General features: G+C 68.3%; 9 protein-coding genes and 1 pseudogene. 2 read left to right on the forward strand and 8 right to left on the reverse strand.

Features of this window, described 5'->3' with window-relative positions:
- Positions 1 to 122: 122 nt before the first annotated feature.
- A complete protein-coding gene (locus ACZ4YY_RS27715; protein WP_468295845.1) occupies positions 123 to 557 on the reverse strand; it encodes a hypothetical protein in 435 nt (144 codons plus the stop codon).
- A 300-nt stretch (positions 558 to 857) separates the two neighbouring features.
- Between ACZ4YY_RS27715 and ACZ4YY_RS27720 the strand changes: the two genes are divergently transcribed.
- Complete coding sequence (locus ACZ4YY_RS27720) at positions 858 to 2,276, forward strand: non-reducing end alpha-L-arabinofuranosidase family hydrolase (protein WP_468295849.1); 1,419 nt, start codon at positions 858 to 860, stop codon at positions 2,274 to 2,276.
- Positions 2,277 to 2,862: 586 nt separating this feature from the next.
- Here ACZ4YY_RS27720 and ACZ4YY_RS27725 read toward each other — a convergent pair.
- The 7 genes and pseudogenes from ACZ4YY_RS27725 to ACZ4YY_RS27755 all read right to left on the reverse strand — a co-directional run bounded on the left by ACZ4YY_RS27725 (position 2,863) and on the right by ACZ4YY_RS27755 (position 14,395).
- Positions 2,863 to 4,920, reverse strand: coding sequence for an alpha-L-fucosidase (locus ACZ4YY_RS27725; protein WP_468295853.1), 2,058 nt, complete (start codon positions 4,918 to 4,920; stop codon positions 2,863 to 2,865).
- Positions 4,921 to 5,604: 684 nt separating this feature from the next.
- Positions 5,605 to 6,393, reverse strand: a pseudogene (locus ACZ4YY_RS27730) (AbfB domain-containing protein); the annotation flags it as partial.
- 199 nt (positions 6,394 to 6,592) lie between these two features.
- Positions 6,593 to 9,607 carry a hypothetical protein gene (locus ACZ4YY_RS27735; protein ID WP_468295858.1) on the reverse strand — a complete coding sequence of 1,005 codons (3,015 nt, stop codon included), beginning with the start codon at positions 9,605 to 9,607 and terminating at the stop codon, positions 6,593 to 6,595.
- A 192-nt stretch (positions 9,608 to 9,799) separates the two neighbouring features.
- Positions 9,800 to 10,501 carry a FadR/GntR family transcriptional regulator gene (locus ACZ4YY_RS27740; protein ID WP_468295861.1) on the reverse strand — a complete coding sequence of 234 codons (702 nt, stop codon included), beginning with the start codon at positions 10,499 to 10,501 and terminating at the stop codon, positions 9,800 to 9,802.
- Between the two features lie 86 nt (positions 10,502 to 10,587).
- Positions 10,588 to 11,631 carry an ABC transporter permease gene (locus tag ACZ4YY_RS27745; protein ID WP_468295867.1) on the reverse strand — a complete coding sequence of 348 codons (1,044 nt, stop codon included), beginning with the start codon at positions 11,629 to 11,631 and terminating at the stop codon, positions 10,588 to 10,590.
- Between the two features lie 2 nt (positions 11,632 to 11,633).
- On the reverse strand, positions 11,634 to 13,229 hold the full coding sequence (locus tag ACZ4YY_RS27750; RefSeq protein ID WP_468295872.1) for a sugar ABC transporter ATP-binding protein: 1,596 nt from the start codon (positions 13,227 to 13,229) through the stop codon (positions 11,634 to 11,636).
- 116 nt (positions 13,230 to 13,345) lie between these two features.
- A complete protein-coding gene (locus tag ACZ4YY_RS27755) occupies positions 13,346 to 14,395 on the reverse strand; it encodes a sugar ABC transporter substrate-binding protein (RefSeq protein ID WP_468295875.1) in 1,050 nt (349 codons plus the stop codon).
- 856 nt (positions 14,396 to 15,251) lie between these two features.
- Between ACZ4YY_RS27755 and ACZ4YY_RS27760 the strand changes: the two genes are divergently transcribed.
- The gene (locus ACZ4YY_RS27760; protein ID WP_468295878.1) at positions 15,252 to 16,103 is read left to right on the forward strand and encodes a fumarylacetoacetate hydrolase family protein; all 852 of its coding nucleotides are present in this window, start codon (positions 15,252 to 15,254) and stop codon (positions 16,101 to 16,103) included.
- Positions 16,104 to 16,106: the final 3 nt, after the last annotated feature.

Raw genomic sequence — 16,106 nt, forward strand, 5'->3', positions numbered from 1 at the left:
CTCAAGGCGCTCTGCGTCGGCCGCGCCCGAAGGCCGCCACGCGCGGATCAGTGGCTGAATACACCGGAAAGACATGGGCCACGGCGGGCAGCCGCCTCCCACGTGAGCCGCGCGGTTCTTGATCAGGGGATGGAGGGCAGTGCCTTGTCGGGGTGGGCGGCGTGGACGAAGCGCACAGCGGTTCCGGTATGGATGCCGAAGAGGTGCACCGGATGCACCGGGTCGGCGGTGTGCCGGGCCTCGTCCGGTACCCGGTCTCTCCACATCTGACGCGGAGTGATCATGGTTTGGTCGAACGCGCGGCGCTGTGCGCAGTAGCTGACGGGTGGAAGAGCGGGGTGCTGCGCCGAGTGCGTCGTGATCAGCAGACGGGGGTCGGGCGAAGCGGGCCATCGCTGCTGCCGCGTCCGCGGCCACTCATCCAGAAGGGTCGGCCTGTCGAGGCAGGCGGTGTGCGGCTGCCCGCGCAGGTGCAGTCGTAGCGTCCCCCGGGCCAAGCCGGGTGTGGTCAGGGGCATCCGGGCGACGTCCATGACCTTGATGGCGGGAACGGCCACCAAGCCGACAGCCGGACGCCCCATCGCGTGCCCGCGCCCGCACCGCACTGCTACCTCCCCCTCACGACAAAAGACCCGCATAAACCACGGAACCCGAAGCCGACTGGTTCAATCTGCGATTGCGGCTCGCGAATCGTGTGAAAAGTATTGACGCAGTTCACCGGAACCTTAAAATCCAGTCGATCGACACTTCGACCCTCGTTCGTAATACCGAACGCATCAGGGCCGCACCCCGACGGATTCCGGACAGCCTCTGACGGGCGAACCGGTACCGCCAGTTCAAAGGATGACGAGGTTCGCATGCACAGACGTAGTTTCAGCCGCAACCGCCCGTCTGCGGTGCTCGCCGCTACCGTTGCCGCCCTGACCGCCGTGGCGGGGACGCTCCTCGCCAGCCCCGCTCAGGCGGCCACCACCAGCGCCGTGCGCGGCGTCGCTTCCAACCGGTGCCTCGATGTGCCGGGCGCCAGCCAGACCGAGGGCACGAACGTGCAGATCTGGGACTGCAACGGCGGTACCAACCAGCGGTGGACGCTGACGGACAACAACCAGCTGACCGTCTTCGGCAACAAGTGCCTGGACGTTCCGGGCCACGCCACCACGGCCGGTACCCGGCCGGTGATCTGGTCCTGTAACGGCGGCACGAACCAGCAGTGGCGGGCGAACGCCGACGGCACGATCGTCGCCGTGGAGTCCGGGCTGTGCCTGGACGTCAGCGGCGGCGCCACGGCCAACGGCACGGCGGTACAGCTGTGGAACTGCACCGGCAGCAACAACCAGAAGTGGACCGGCCTGTCCGGGACGTCCACCACGTGTGCCCTGCCGTCGACGTACCGGTGGTCCTCGACCGGTCCGCTGGCGCAGCCGCAGAACGGGGCGCTCGCGGTGAAGGACTTCACCACCGCGAAGATCAACGGCCAGAACCTCGTCTACGCCACCACCTCCGACGGAAAGGCGTGGGGCGCGACGATGTTCAGTCCCTTCACGAACTGGTCGGACATGGGGACAGCCACCCAGAGCAAGGTGAGCGGCTCGGTGATCGCGCCCGAACTGTTCTACCTCTCGACCAAGAACATCTGGGTGATGGCCTCGAACGGGTGGGACACCGCCTGGCCCTTCACCTACCGCACGTCCAGCGACCCCACCAACCCCAACAGCTGGTCCGCGCCGCAGCCGCTGTTCACCGGCAGCCTCCCCGTCGGCGGCCCGATCGACCCGACCCTGATCGCCGACGACCAGAACATGTACCTGTTCTTCGCCAATGACAAGGGCGGCATCTTCAAGTCGACCATGCCGCTCGCGAACTTCCCGAGCAGCTTCGGCTCGTCGTACGAGACGGTCATGAGCGACACCGAGGAGCGCCTGTTCGAGGCCCCGGAGGTCTACAAGGTCCAGGGCCAGAACCAGTACCTCATGATCGTCGAGGCGCGGGGTGCCAACGGGCGCTACTTCCGCTCCTTCACCGCCACCAGCCTGAAGGACAGGTGGACCGAGCAGGCCGGCACCGAGAGCAACCCCTTCGCGGGCAAGGCCAACACCAACCAGACCTGGACCAACGACATCAGCCACGGTGACATGATCCGTGTCAACTCCGACCAGACCATGACCATCGACCCCTGCAACCTGCAGTTCCTCTACCAGGGCAGGTCTCCCTCATCGGACGGCACCGGCTACCTGTCGTTGCCGTACCGGCCCGGCCTGCTCACCCTGCAGCGCTGACCCGCCCGCTCAACGGTGATCGCGACGCGGGGCGGCCCACCGACGCGTGGACGAGCCGTCCATGACGTAGGCGAACCCACCCGCTGACCGACCCACCACCTTGAGGAACCCCGGCCGCACGTCGGCCGGGGTTCCTCGCTTCCGGGGTGAACGGACCGGACCCCCAAAGAATTTCGACACGGATGTCGCATTCCAGGGCGCGGCCCTGGTAGTTCAGCGCCGCTTGACGTCCGGTGCGCCAAGAACAAGGTGGCGGGCCTCACCCCCGCCATGGCCGCCGGCATCGACGACGTCTACCTGCGCGGCGGCACCTGCCGCCTGTCCCAGGCGTTCGCCCTGGGCGCGTCCGACTCCGGGCGCAACGGCTTCAAGGTGGTTCACGCCGCCTACCCGGGCGAGAAGCCCGTCCTGAGCGGGGCACCCAAGGACAGAGGGTTCACCGTTTTTTTGACAGCCGCTGTTCGTCGACGGAGTGCGGGCCCAGCGCGTTCCGAGGGCACCGGCTTGCCGTCCTGCAACGCTTCCCACCCGGTCGTGTGCCGCAGCTCCGACCGGGCGGGAAGGTGGGTCAAGGGGATGGCGCCGGTCAGGCGACCGGGCTGAACGTCCACAGCAGGTTGGTGCTCTGCTGCCACGTCCACTGCTTGGTCACGGACCCTGAGGCGACACTTCCGCCGCTGTCGAGGACCAGTCCCGTGCTGCGGTTGGCGATCGAGTACTGGCCCTGGCCGCGGTGGGTGATCTGCCACTGCTGGGTGTTGCTGCCGTCCCAGGCCTTCTGCCGGGCCGGGTCACCGTTGGTGGTGGAGCCCCAGCCGTCGGCGACCATGCCGTTGGTGCGGTTGACGAGCCTGTAGTAGCCGTTCCCGAGTTCGATCGCCTGCCACTGGAGATTGGCGTGGTCTATCGGCTGCCACTGCTTCAGGTTCGAGCCGCTGGCGACATTGCCGCCACTGTCCAGCGCCAAGCGGCTCGTGACATTGGTCAGGCGGTAGTACTTGTCGGCCCTGAACGTCACCTTCAGTGATCTGATCGCGTCATTGTTGCCGGTCGCCACGAGGTCGGGGGTGTTGGAGGTGAACGTCCAGGCGGTGCCGGTGAAGTTGTCGCCGGAGTAGCCAGTCACCTGGTAGCCGTCGGGTACCAGGAGGGAGGAGGCCATGGCGGGCCCCAGGCCGGCGGCGGACAGCTGAGAGGAGGTGTAGCTGCCCAGCGGAAGAACGGCGCCGCTGCCCTGGTAGTTGACGTTCGAGAACACCGCTGCGGAAACCCTGATGGGCATGCCCTGGACCTCGACGCACACCACGGAGACGTTGGCGTCCGGCGCGGTGGCCGGCACGGTGACGTTGATGGTGCCGCCGCTGACGGTGTACTGGAGCGCGACCGAGGGGTTGTTCAGCAGATAGACGCGGCGGATCGTGTTGTCGAGCGCCGGGATCCGCAGCTGGCCGTTCGTCGGCCAGGTGAAGACATGGGCGAAGAGCTTGCCGCTCTTCTTGGTGACCTTCCCCCACGCCGGTTCGGTGGCGAACGGGCTGCCGCTGGTGCCGTGAATGCTGTCGCTGTACGTCGACATCCATGAGGCCAGGCCGTTCAGGACGGTCTCAGTTCCGGCGGTGACCAGGCCCTCACCCGTGGGGCCGATGTTCAACAGGTAGTTGCCGTCCCGGGAGACCACCGTGACGAGTTCCTGGACGATGTCCTTCAGTGATCTGTAGCGGGTCTCCAACCCCGCGTTGTAACCCCAGGAGCCGTTCATGGTGGAGCACTTCTCCCACTGCCGGTCCATCGGCTTGGCGGGTACCCCGAACTCCGCGACCGCGTAGTCGCCGAGACCGAGGTCCCGCTTGACCCGTTCGTTGACGATGAGGTCAGGCTTGCGGGCGATCAGCCAGTTGTAGAGGTCGACGCCGTCCGATTCCAGCCACCAGTCCTCCAGGGTGGGGCTGGAAGGCTCGCCGGACCAGTCGCCGTCGAACCACAGCAGCGCCGGGTCGTAGCGGTCCAGCAGTTCCTGAAGCTGCGCCTTCATGTCGGCGATGTAGGCGGTGCGGGCGGCCTGCGAGGACATCGTGGTGAAACCGCCCTGGAAGCGGTCGACCTGTGAAGGATGGTTCCAGTCGAGGATCGAGTAGTACAGACAGAACTTGATCCCACGGCTCTCGCACTCCCTCTTGAGGTCCCCGAGCAGGTCGGTCTGGAAGCCGCTGTAGTCGTGCAGGTTGTACAGCTTGCTGCCGGTGGTGTCGGTGAAGCTCGCCACGTCGGAGTCCCACATCGCGTAACCCTCGTGGTGCTTGGCGGTGATCACGAGGTACTTCATGCCGGCGTTCTTGGCCAGTTCGGCGACGGCGGCGGCGTTGAACTGACTCGGGTTGAACTTCTGGCTGACCTGGGTCTGGTAGCTCGCCTTGCTCCACCGCTGCTGGTCCATCGCCCACTCGCCCCTGGCGAGATACGAGTAGGACCCGAAGTGGATGAACATCCCGAACCTGGCCTGGTACCACCAGTCCATCTTCGAGGGGACGGTGTACGCCTCGGCGGTGGAGGGCCACAGGGCCTGCGGCAGCCCGAAGGCCGCCACTCCTCCGGCAAGGGCGGCGGCCTTCATCAGAGAACGTCTGCTGAGGGAGGCAGAGGACATGGTGCGGCTCCATGTGTCGGGGGGAGGGAGAGCAGGGTGTAAGGAGCGGAACACCGGCGCGGCGGCCGTGTTCCGCTTCAACTTCCAGAAGACATCCGATGGATTTATAGATGAAGCGCAGTGGCCGCGTCTACAGCTGTGGCGATACCAATCCAAAGAACAACGTTAAGAAGGACTTTTCCGGCGATATGCTAGCCCCTGAGGGGTCACCAGCTCGATGAATGGGAGCGCTACACATCGGATCTATGGCGGGGAAGTTGTCCAGCCTGGTGGGGCCTACGGGTGGCGGTTCCCGTGGAGTGATGGCGTGCTGTGGCCCGCAGGACGTTGTCCAGGTAGACGTCCACCAGTCGCCCTTGGTCGAGATGGTCAGGTCCCGGCTGGTGCGGTCTGTGCTCACCGGGGCCGACGCGGACGCGCTGGGAGTCTGGAGCAGGACGGCAGCCGCCGCGGTGACGGCGGACTTCGACGCAATGGGTCGCATGAGCGGCTAACCCGCAGGACCGAGCGGGCCCGGGGCCCGAGCCCGCGATCACTCGCAGGAGCGAGCAGAGCCTGCCTCACGGCCTTGAGGGATGCGGGAAAGGCCGCCACGCGAGCGGTGTGACAGTGTGCCAATAGGTGCGGCGGGCTCCGTCCCGTGGGGTCGGAGCCTGCCGAAGGATAACGGGCCGTATGTGTGGCTCACTGGGTGTAGAAGGTGGCGTCGGCCCGGTCGGTCGCCGTGCTGAGGGCCTGGACCCGCAGCAGGTAGTTGTAGTGGCGGATGTAGCGGCCCGGCAGGTTGTACGACTCGTAGGAGACCCCGGCGGAGTCGGAGAGGCCGGCGCGGGCGGTGAAGGAGGCGTCGCCGGCGAACAGCGACGTCCCGTCGTTCTTCTCCACCCACACCTCGTTGTTCTTGTGGCGCATGAAGTAGCCGGGGAAGTTGGCCGACTCCAGGGAGACGGTGCCGGTGCCGGTGAGTCCGGTGACGACGCGGAACTGCGAGTCGGCCAGCGGCGCGACGTTCGCCTCGATCTTGGCGCGGTACTCCCAGTGCCGGATGAACCGGTCGGGGAAGTTGTAGGAGGAGAGCCGGATCGGGGTGAGGCCGTCGGCGACGGGGATGCCGAAGTCGGGGGTGCCGTCGGCCTTCCAGTAGATCTTCTGGACGCGGGTGCGGCGGTTGGGGTCGTTGAGCGGGGCGCCGCTGATGTCCTTGTAGCTGCGGTCGTGGTAGACGAGGATGTCGGACTTGCCGTCCTCGGAGACCGTGAACTGGTTGTGGCCGGGGCCGTACTGGCTGGTGGCGGCGAAACTGGCGAAGACGGGGTTCGGGTTCTTGGCCCATGACGAGGCGCTGAGCAGGTCGTCCGAGGCGGAGGCGGTCAGCATGCCCATGCAGTAGACGGCACTGGTGGCGGCGGCCGAGAAGGTCATGAAGACCTTGCTGTTCCGCTGGATCACGGCAGGGCCCTCGTTGTGGTGGCCGTCGGCTGATTCAACTTGGGGCTGCTTTCACGCGAGCGGCCCGCCGAGGGCATGAAGTAGTGCCCGGCTGCGGGGCCTGGGACGGGCGGTGGGGGCCGGCGGCCCGGCGTGCGCGTCCCAGGATGCCGCTGCGGTGCGGACCGCCCGTGCCGGTGGGTCCGGCACGGGCGGTGTGGTGCGGCCGGTGGCCGCCGTGCGGTCACCGCACGTCGAACCGGTCGATCACCAGCCAGTTGCCTCCCGTCTTGGTGAGGGTGAGGGTGTGCCGTCCGACCGGTAGCCCGCTGACGGAGTAGACGGTCTGCTGGGCATGGCGGCTCGCGGAGAACGCGTTGACGGTTCCCTGGGAGGTGCCGTCGAGGGAGACCGCGATGGTGCCCTCGTCGGAGTTGGTCTCGGTGACGAGGCTGATCCCGGTGCCGGTGAAGGTGACGGTGACCGAGTCGCCGTTGGCCGTGGCGGCCCGGACGTCGTCCTTGTAGTCCCCGAAACCCCGGTTGCCGTAGGAGCGCCAGGAGGCGCCGGTGTAGGCGATGGAGGAAGCGGTGTCGTTGTACACGCCGGTGACCTGGAAGCCGTCCAGGGTGGCCCGGCTGCCGCTGCGCTTGACGACCTTGATGGTGTGGCTGCCCGCGGTCAGTCCGCTGGTGCTGTAGATGACGGCCTGGGCCTGGCGGGTGGTGGCGGAGGTGTCGACCAGGCCCATGGAGGTGCCGTCGAGGAAGATCTCGACCTGTCCCTGGTCGCTGTTCTTCTCGCCGATGACCGAGATACCGGTGCCGGTGAACGTCAGCGAGGCGGTGTCGCCGTTGGTCGCCGTGGAGTGCAGGGCGTCCTCGTAGTCGCCGAAGCCGCGGTTGCCGTTCGCCGTCCAGCTGCCGGTGTAGGAGATCGCGGTGTCGTCGTCGTCGATCCTGCCGGTCAGCGGCTGGTGGGCGGCGTCGGGGCCGGCGGCGTCGATGATGGCCTGGGCGGCGGAGGGCCAGGCACCGCCGGAGACGATCGTGGCCTGGTTGAAGGTGATGTTGGTGCCCTTGTTGTTGACGGCGGCGGTGTCGGAGTAGTTGTCGTGGATGTTGATGTCGTGGATGGTCGGCGTCCACATGCCGATCCAGTTGTTGCCGCCGAGGCGGGCGACGTTGTTGTAGGTGTTCCAGTACGAGCTGCCCTCGTCCTGGTACAGCCGGTTGTTGGTGCGGTTGCCGACCTCGACGAGGTTGCCGGCGAGCACGGACGTGGTGGAGCCGTCCCCGTTGCCCTGGCCGCCGAGGGTGTAGATGGAGCCGCCGTCCTGGAGGATGTTCATCACGTCGTGGACGTGGTTGTTCAGGATCTTGTTGTCGCCGGCGTAGTTGGTGCCGTGCTGGCAGGTGGTCAGGCCCTGGGCGGACTGCATGGAGCACGGTGAGGCGTAGCCCCAGCCCCAGCCGAGCGACATGCCGGAGTAGGGGGTGTGGCCGACGTCGTTGTGGGAGATGGTCAGGTCGCGGGTGTAGCCGGCCCAGATGCCGACCGCGTCGGAGTAGTCCTGGCCGACGTCGGAGATCCAGTTCTGGGAGACGGTGTCGCCGGTGGTCATGCGGCTGGTGTCGGTGAGGTAGTAGTCGTCCACCTCGCCCACGGAGACGCCGCCGCCGGAGGTGTCGTGGATGTAGCTGCCGGTGATGGTCGAGTTCTTGGTGCCGTCGGCGAGGTCGATGCCGGTGCCGCCGGTGTGGGTGACCTCCACGTCGTCGAAGGTGATGTCCGAGCCGCGGTGGACCTGGACGGCGGCGGGGATGCGGATGGGGGCGTTGTTGTTGCCGGGGTCCCACAGCACGCCTGCCTGGTTGTCGATGTAGCCGGCCGTGGAGGGCAGCGTCCAGGTGGTGTAGGCGAAGGTCAGGCCCTGGAAGGTGATGTCGTGGACGGGCGTGATCGCGTCCGGCACCACGGTGAAGCCGTCCAGGAGCATGGAGGTCCCGCCGGTCTTGACCAGCTTGATGGTGTGCTGGCCCTTGGCCAGGCCGCTGACGGAGGCGACGACCTGCTGGGCGAGCCGGGGGGAGCCGGCGGCGGAGACGCTCTGGACCTTGGCGCCGTCGATGTAGACGTCGATGCCACCCCCGTCGCTGTGGGTCTCCGACAGTACGTCGATCCCGGTACCGGTGAAGGTGTAGCTCACCGAGTCGCCGTTGGTCGTGGTGGTGTGCACGTCGTTGTAGAGGTCACCCAGGCCACGCCCGCTGGAGGTGCTCCAGGAGCCGGTGTACGTGATGGCCGGGTCCGTGTCGTTGACCGGGGCGAGGTGACCGGGCGTGCCCTTCGCGTTCAGCAGTGTTTCGGTGGTGGGCAGTTCCACGTCGGCGGTGCTGAGGTCCTCACCGCTGCGCGGCTTGTAGTACAGGAACCCCGCTGAGCTGTCGAGGTAGAACTCGCCGGGGGAGTCGAGCAGCTGGTAGGCGTTCTCCACGTAGCTGATCGCGGTCAGCTTGGGCAGTCCGGCGCCGTTGAAGGGGAAGCCCCGGTTGGGCACCGAGGTGTTGTTGTTCCGGAAGCAGGTCGGGTCGACGTTGAGGCTGGACCCGCCGCCACTGGGCGCGGTGATGCTCGCCAGGGGGCAGCGCATGTGCTTCCAGGCGTTGTTGTGCACGATCTCCACGGAGGAGGCGTTGGTGAACGACGTGTAGGTGGAGTTGGTGGTGGTGAAGCTGGACCCGGAGAGGGTGAAGCCCGAGGGGTTGAGCGGACCGCGTGCGCGCTGGGCCCGCACTCCGTCGACGAACAGCTGCCGGCTCTGCGTGCCGGCCGGCACGGAGGCGCGGTAGATGTTCTTTCCGCTGTCGAAAACGGTGAACCCGCTGACCTTGGTCGCCCCGTTCAGGACGGGCTTCTCCCCCGGGTGGGCGGCGTAGACGACCTTGAAGCCGTTGCGGCCGGAGTCGGACGGACCCAGGGCGAACGCCTGGGACAGGCGGTAGGTGCCGCCGCGCAGATACACGTTGATGTCGGCGGCCATGCCGGGGGCGAGGCCCGCCACCTTGCTCTTGGCGCCGTCCAGGCTGCACGGCGCGCTCAGCGAGCAGGTGCTGCCGGAGCCGGAGGGAGAGGCGTACAGCAGGGTCGGCGTGGCGGCGTACGCCGGGCCGGCCGTGGAGAGCGTGGCGCATATGAGCCCCGCCAGTGTGCCGAGCGCACCGGACAGGCCGGCGGCTCTGGAGCGGAACAGCGGCATTGATGCTCCTTCAGGAGGGTGAGGAATTCGGGGGGCCCCGGTCCACCAGGGCGGCGCCCGTCGGCGTGGATAACGCCGAGCGTCTACCGGTTGCGGCGCTTGGGGGAGTTGGTGACCCGCCGTTGGTGACCCGCCGCAGGCCGGCGTGGGAGGGGGGATCGGGCGGTGGCGGGAGCGGGGCGGGTACGGCGGTCAGCCGGTGAGGGGTTCCTCAGGGGTATCGGTCAGGCTGGTCGCCAGCCACTGCTCGACGGCGGTGATGTGCACCGTGGCGGCCGAGGCGGCCAGCAGGGCGTCGCGTGCCCGGAGCGCGTCGAGAATCTGCCGGTGGTCCCGGTGCGCGTTGTCCACGGCACGCCGGGTCTGGCTGCCGCGGACGATGCGGGCGCGCTGGGTGCTGGTGGACAGCACGCGCAGCAGCATGGAAAGCACCGGGTTGCCGACGGCTTCGATGATCCTCGTGTGGAAGGCGATGTCATGGGCGACGAACTCCTCGACGGTGGCGGCCGACTTGGACTGCTCCAGGATGTCGTCGAGTTCTCGGAGGTCTTCGGGTGTCAGCAGCGCGGCGGCCAGCCCGGTCGCCTGCGGCTCCAGGAGCCTGCGCACCTGGATCAGTTGCAGGGCGGTCCGCCCCTGGGAGACGTCCGAGGCGAAGGAGAGCGTCTCCAGCAGGAGGTGGGGCTCCAGGCTGGATACGTAGGTTCCGTCGCCCTGCCGCACCATGAGGATGCGCATCGCGGTGAGCGCGCGGACGGCCTCGCGCAGCGAGTTGCGGGACAGGCCCAGCTGGGCGGCGAGGAGTTCCTCTTTCGGCAGGCGGGATCCGGGCGCCAGTTCACCGGCGACGATCATCGCCTTGATCTTGTCCATCGCCACGTCGGTGAGTGCCACGTGAGTGCCTTCCTGTGCCGGGGGAATGTGCGAGCGCGCTCCGCCCGCGGTACCGAGGCCGGGGCGGAGCGGCGCGCGGGCCGCCGTTATTCCTGCTTCTCGCCGGAGGCGAAGCGGGAGATGATCAGGGCGACGATGATGATGGCGCCGTTCAGGAACTGGTTCCACAGCGCCGGTACGCCCGCCAGGGTCATGACGTTGACGACGAGCTGGAGGGTCAGGACGCCCGTGAGGGCGCCGAACACGGAGCCCTTGCCGCCGTTGAGGCTCACCCCGCCGATGACCGTCGCGGCGAAGACCTGGAAGATCCAGCCGCTGCCCTGCGTCGCCGAGATGGAGCCGTAGTGCCCGCTGTAGAGGATGCCGGCGAACGCGGCCAGCAGGCTGCCCAGGATGAGGACCACCCACACGATCCGGTCGACGCGGATGCCGGCGGTGCGTGCCGCCTCCGCGTTGCCGCCGATGGCGTACAGGGCCCGCCCGTGCCGCAGCCAGGCCAGCGCGCTGCCGCCCGCCGCGAACAGCACCGCGCAGATCCAGATGGCGGCCGGGACGCCGAACCAGGACGCCTTGCCCAGGTAGGTGAACGAGGACGGCAGGTCCACGATCGACTGGCCCTCGGAGAGGGCGACCTGCAGACCGCGCAGCATGGTCAGACCGCCGAGGGTGACGATGAACCCGTTGAGCCGCAGCTTCAGGATGAGGAAGCCGTTCAGGACGCCGATCGCGACCCCGACGAGGAGGCACAGCGGGATGGCCGTCCACTCGGGAAAGAGCCCCAGCCCGTCGAACCGCCCCCCACTCGTCGGCAGGACGAGCCATACGGCGATGACCGGGGCCACGCCGATGGTGGACTCCAGGGACAGGTCCATCCGCCCGCAGATGAGGATGAGAGCGGTGGCGAGGACGAGCAGGCTCAGCTCGGTGGACTGCTGCGCCACCCCGATGAGGTTGTCGGCGGTGAGGAAGGCCGGCGAGACGATGAAACCGATCAGGCCCAGCACGAGGATGGCCGGGATCAGGGACAGTTCACGGAAACGGCCGAGGCCGAGCCGGCGCCGGGCGGTGTCCGCCGAGGCCGGCGCCGTCGTGCTCGGTGCGGGCTGCGTGACATCTGTGGTGGCGGACATGTCTACCTTCCGTGCTGGTGAGTGCCGGACGCCGTGGACGCGGCGGGCGGGGTGGTGGCGTTGGCGACGCCCTCGATGGCGGCGACGACCTGCTCGTCCTTCCAGCCGCGGTCGAACTCGGCGACCACCCGTCCGTGGAACATGACCACGACCCGGTCGCAGGCCTTGAGGTCGTCCAGTTCGTCGGAGACGATCAGCGCGGCCTTGCCCTCGTCGGCGGCCCGCCGGATCCGGCCGAGAAGGAACTCCTTGGACTTGACGTCGACACCGTTGGTGGGGCGGATGGCCACCAGGACGTGCGGGTCGGTGGCCAGCGCGCGGGCGACGACGACCTTCTGCTGGTTGCCGCCGGAGAGCGCGGAGACCGGGGTCGCGGCCGTCGGGGTCTTGATGTCGAGGTCACGGATCATGTGCTGGGCGAAGGCCCGGGTGCGGGCGGGCAGCACGACGCCGAACGGGCCGAGCTGGTCGGTGACGGTGAGGGTCGCGTTCTCCGCCACGCTGCGGTTGTTGACCAGGCCCTGCAGATGCCGGTCCTCGGGAACGAAACCCACTCCGGCGGCCAGGGCGGACGGCACACTGCCGGTGCGCACGTTCCTGCCGCCGACCGAGATGCGGCCGCTCGTGGCGCGGTGCAGACCGGCGACGGCCTCACCCACCTGGACGTTGCCGCTGGCCGCCGCTCCGGCGAGCCCGACCACCTCGCCGGAGCGCACCGAGAGGGAGAGGTCCTCGCAGGTGCCGGGCAGGCTCAGCGCGTCGATGCGCAGCAGCTCCGCCCCGTCGGCCGGTGCGGCTGCGGACGCGCTCGCGGAGCTGGGGGCCGCCGAGGCCGCCTCGCCGGTCATGGCCTCCACGAGCAAGCGGTGACCGAGTTCGGCCACGGGCGCGGTCAGGATGTGGGCCGCGTCACGGTAGACCGTGACCGTGGTGCACAGGTCGTACACCTCTTGCAGGTGGTGGGAGATGAAGAGGAAGGCGACGCCTTGCTCCTGCAGGTCCCGGAGCTTGTCGAAGAGACGGCCGATGCCGCGGGCGTCGAGCTTGGCGGTGGGCTCGTCCAGGATGATGAAACGGGCGCCGAAGGACAGCGCGCGGGCGATCTCCACGAACTGCCGCTGCTCGACGGTCAGGTCCCTGGCCCGTGCGGCGGGGTCGACGGCCACGCCGTACTCGCCAAGAAGCTCCTGCGCACGCTGCCTGAGCTGCTTCCAGCGGATGGGGCGCACCGCGCCGGGGCTCTGCCGGTTCAGGAAGAGGTTCTCGGCGACGGTCAGCTCACCGATGACGGTGGACCGCTGGTAGACACAGGCGACCTTCGAGCGCCAGGCGTCGATGTCGCCGAAGGCGGGCGCCGGCGCGCCGGAGAAGCGCAGTGAGCCCGTGTCGGGCTGCTGGAGACCGGTGAGGATGGACACGAGCGTCGACTTGCCGGCGCCGTTGCGTCCCACCAGGGCGTGCGACTCGCCCTCGGCGATGCTGATGCGGGCGTCGCGCAGCGCGACGGTGGCGCCGAACCGTTTGCTGATGCCGGTCGCCTCGGCGACCGGGGCCCGGGTTCCGGAGCCGGCCGCCGGGGTGGTGGCGGTGTCCGCCATGGTGGGTACCGTCCTTCGTGTACGGAGGCTGGAGCCGAGGGGCGCGGGCGGGTACCCGGGCGCCGGGGAACGAGGGCTGCGCGTTCCCCGGCGCGGCGGGTGGGAGATGCGGGTCGTCAGCCGACGTTGTTTCCCCACAGGGACTTGTCGTCGACGTTGTCCTTGGTGACCAGCGGGGCGGGCAGCTGGTCTTCGAAGCCGTTGGGGAGCTTGATGATGGTGGAGCCGTGGTCGGTCGGCCCCGGCTTGAACGTCTTGCCCTCGGCCGCGGCCTGGGCGTAGTAGAGCGCGTACTTGGCGTAGAGGTCGGCGGGCTGGGAAATGGTGGCGTCGATCTGGCCCTTGCGGATGGCGTCGAACTCCTGCGGGATGCCGTCGTTGGAGACGATCGAGATGTGCCCCTTCTCGCCCGCGGGCTTGAGCAGGCCCTTCTGCTCCAGCAGTGCCAGGGTGGGCTGCAGGAACACGCCGCCGGCCTGCATGTAGATGCCGTTCAGGTCCGGGTGCTGGGCCAGCAGCGACTGCAGCTTGGCGGAGGCGACGTCACCCTTCCAGTCCGTGGGCAGCTCGAAGACCTTGATCTTGGGGAACTTGGTCTTCATGCACTCGGCGAACGCCTCCGAGCGGTCGCGTCCGTTGATGGAGTCCAGGGCGCCCTGGAACTCGGCCACCTTGCCCTTGCCGCCGAGCTGCTCGCCGAGGAACTCGCAGGCCTTGGTGCCGTACGCCCGGTTGTCCGCGCGCACGACCATGTAGACGTCGCCCTTGTCGGGCCGGGTGTCGACACTGACCACGGGGATCTTCTTCGAAGCGAGGGTGTCGAGGGTGGAGGCGACGGCGCCGGTGTCCTGCGGCGCCATGACGACGGCCTTGGCGCCCGTGTTCTGGAACACCTGCACGTTCGCGACCAGCTTGGTGACGTCGTTCTGCGAGTTGCTGATCGGCAGCGCGTTGATGCCGTCGGACTTGATGTCCTTCTTCACGTACTCGGCGTAGGAGTTCCAGAAGTCGGAGTCGGAACGCGGCAGGTCGATCCCGATGGCGGGCTTGTCGCCGCCCGAGCCGACCGAGTCGGTGCTTTCGCGGTTGCACGCGGTGGCGAGGGCCAGTACCGCGAGCACGGCGGTGGCGGCTGCGGCGGTGGAACGGGTGCGAGCGAGGTTCATGCCGTGTTCTCTCCTTAGCCAGGGCACTGGGGCCGCAGGGCAACGGTGGGGAGGGCGTACCTGCCTGCGGGGGAGGGGCGAGGTCGCCGGACGGGCAGTTGCCGATCCGGCGCGCAGAACGCGCCGGATCATGCCCTGAGGGGTGAGTGTGAGGGGTGGCTGGGGACCGAGGATGCGGAGGCTGAGCGGCTGCACGGAAGTGAGCCGAATGGGCGCACTGAAGGTGCAACCATTCCTCCGATGTATCCCGGACGTCGAGGACGTTACGACGACGTTGCTGACGTTGACAAGAGTTCGCCGTCAGAGATTTGCGTGACATCACGCCATGGGGCACGAAGGAACCGTTCCGACCTCGCGACTTCCCGCTGGCACCCTCTGTGAGCTGCAGAGATTCGGTACCGTGGGTGACGGGCGATGCGACCTCGGGCAGCTCACAATTCAACAACGGGGCCGCCTGGGCCGGTGGGGGCGGAGGCGGGGGCGGGCGTTCGAGGGCTGCACCGCTCTCCGGGCGGCCTTGGGATGCCTGGAGCTCTTGCTCTCACCAGGGAAGGTGGTCCTTGCGGCTCAGCCCCTGGATTCATCGGATGGCAGCTCGCGTATCGACCTCGTGGCCATGCGCGAGCACGGTGAATCTTCCCTTATGGGCGCCTGATTGCCAGCGCCGACGAAATACATCCAAGGAGTCCATTGTCAGGTGCGATCCCAAGCGTCTAAGGTCGCCGTGCGCCATACATCCGATGACTTCGATGCGGGTGAGCGAAGCCCGCTGACATGTCCGGTCCGGCACCGCAGGCGGCCCGCCCCTACGGCCGACCACCATCCAGACGAACGCGCATGGCAAGGGAGCCCCCCAGTGAAACTGCTACGAGTCGGCGCCCCCGGTGAGGAGCGGCCCGCTGTCCTCACCGACGACGGCCGACTGCTGGACCTGTCCTCTGTGACCCCGGACATCGACGGTGTCTTCCTCGCCTCTGAGGGAGTGGACCGGGCTAGCGCGGCCGTCACAGCGGGGGAACTGGCCGAGCTCGGCCAGGACGGCCTGCGGATCGGCCCACCCGTCACCCGTCCCGGCAAGGTCATCTGCGTCGGTCTCAACTACCGCGACCACGCGTCCGAGACCGGCGCGGCGATCCCCCCGCGCCCGGTGGTGTTCATGAAGGACCCCGGCACGGTCGTCGGCCCGTACGACGAGGTGCTGATCCCCCGGGGCTCGGTCAAGACCGACTGGGAGGTCGAACTGGCCGTCGTCATCGGACGGCGGGCCCGTTACCTCGACGGCCCCCAGGACGCGCGGGCGGTGATCGCCGGGTATGCGATCAGCCATGACGTCTCGGAGCGCGAGTTCCAGCTCGAGTACTCGCCGCAGTGGGACCTGGGCAAGTCCTGCGAGACGTTCAACCCGCTGGGCCCGTGGCTGGTCACCGCCGACGAGGTCGGCGACCCGCAGGACCTCGGCCTGCACCTGAGCGTCAACGGCGTGAAGCGGCAGGACGGCCACACCAGCGACATGATCTTCCCGGTCGACCACATCGTGGCGTACCTGAGCCAGTACATGGTCCTGGAGCCGGGCGACGTGATCAACACCGGTACGCCCGCGGGTGTGGCCCTGGGTCTCCCCGGCACTCCCTTCCTGCGCCCCGGCGACACCGTCGAGCTCTCCGTCGACGGCCTCGGCAGCCAGCGCCAGACCTTCGCCCAAGCGTGAAAG

The sequence above is a fragment of the Streptomyces sp. NPDC030143 genome (genome assembly GCF_055573695.1).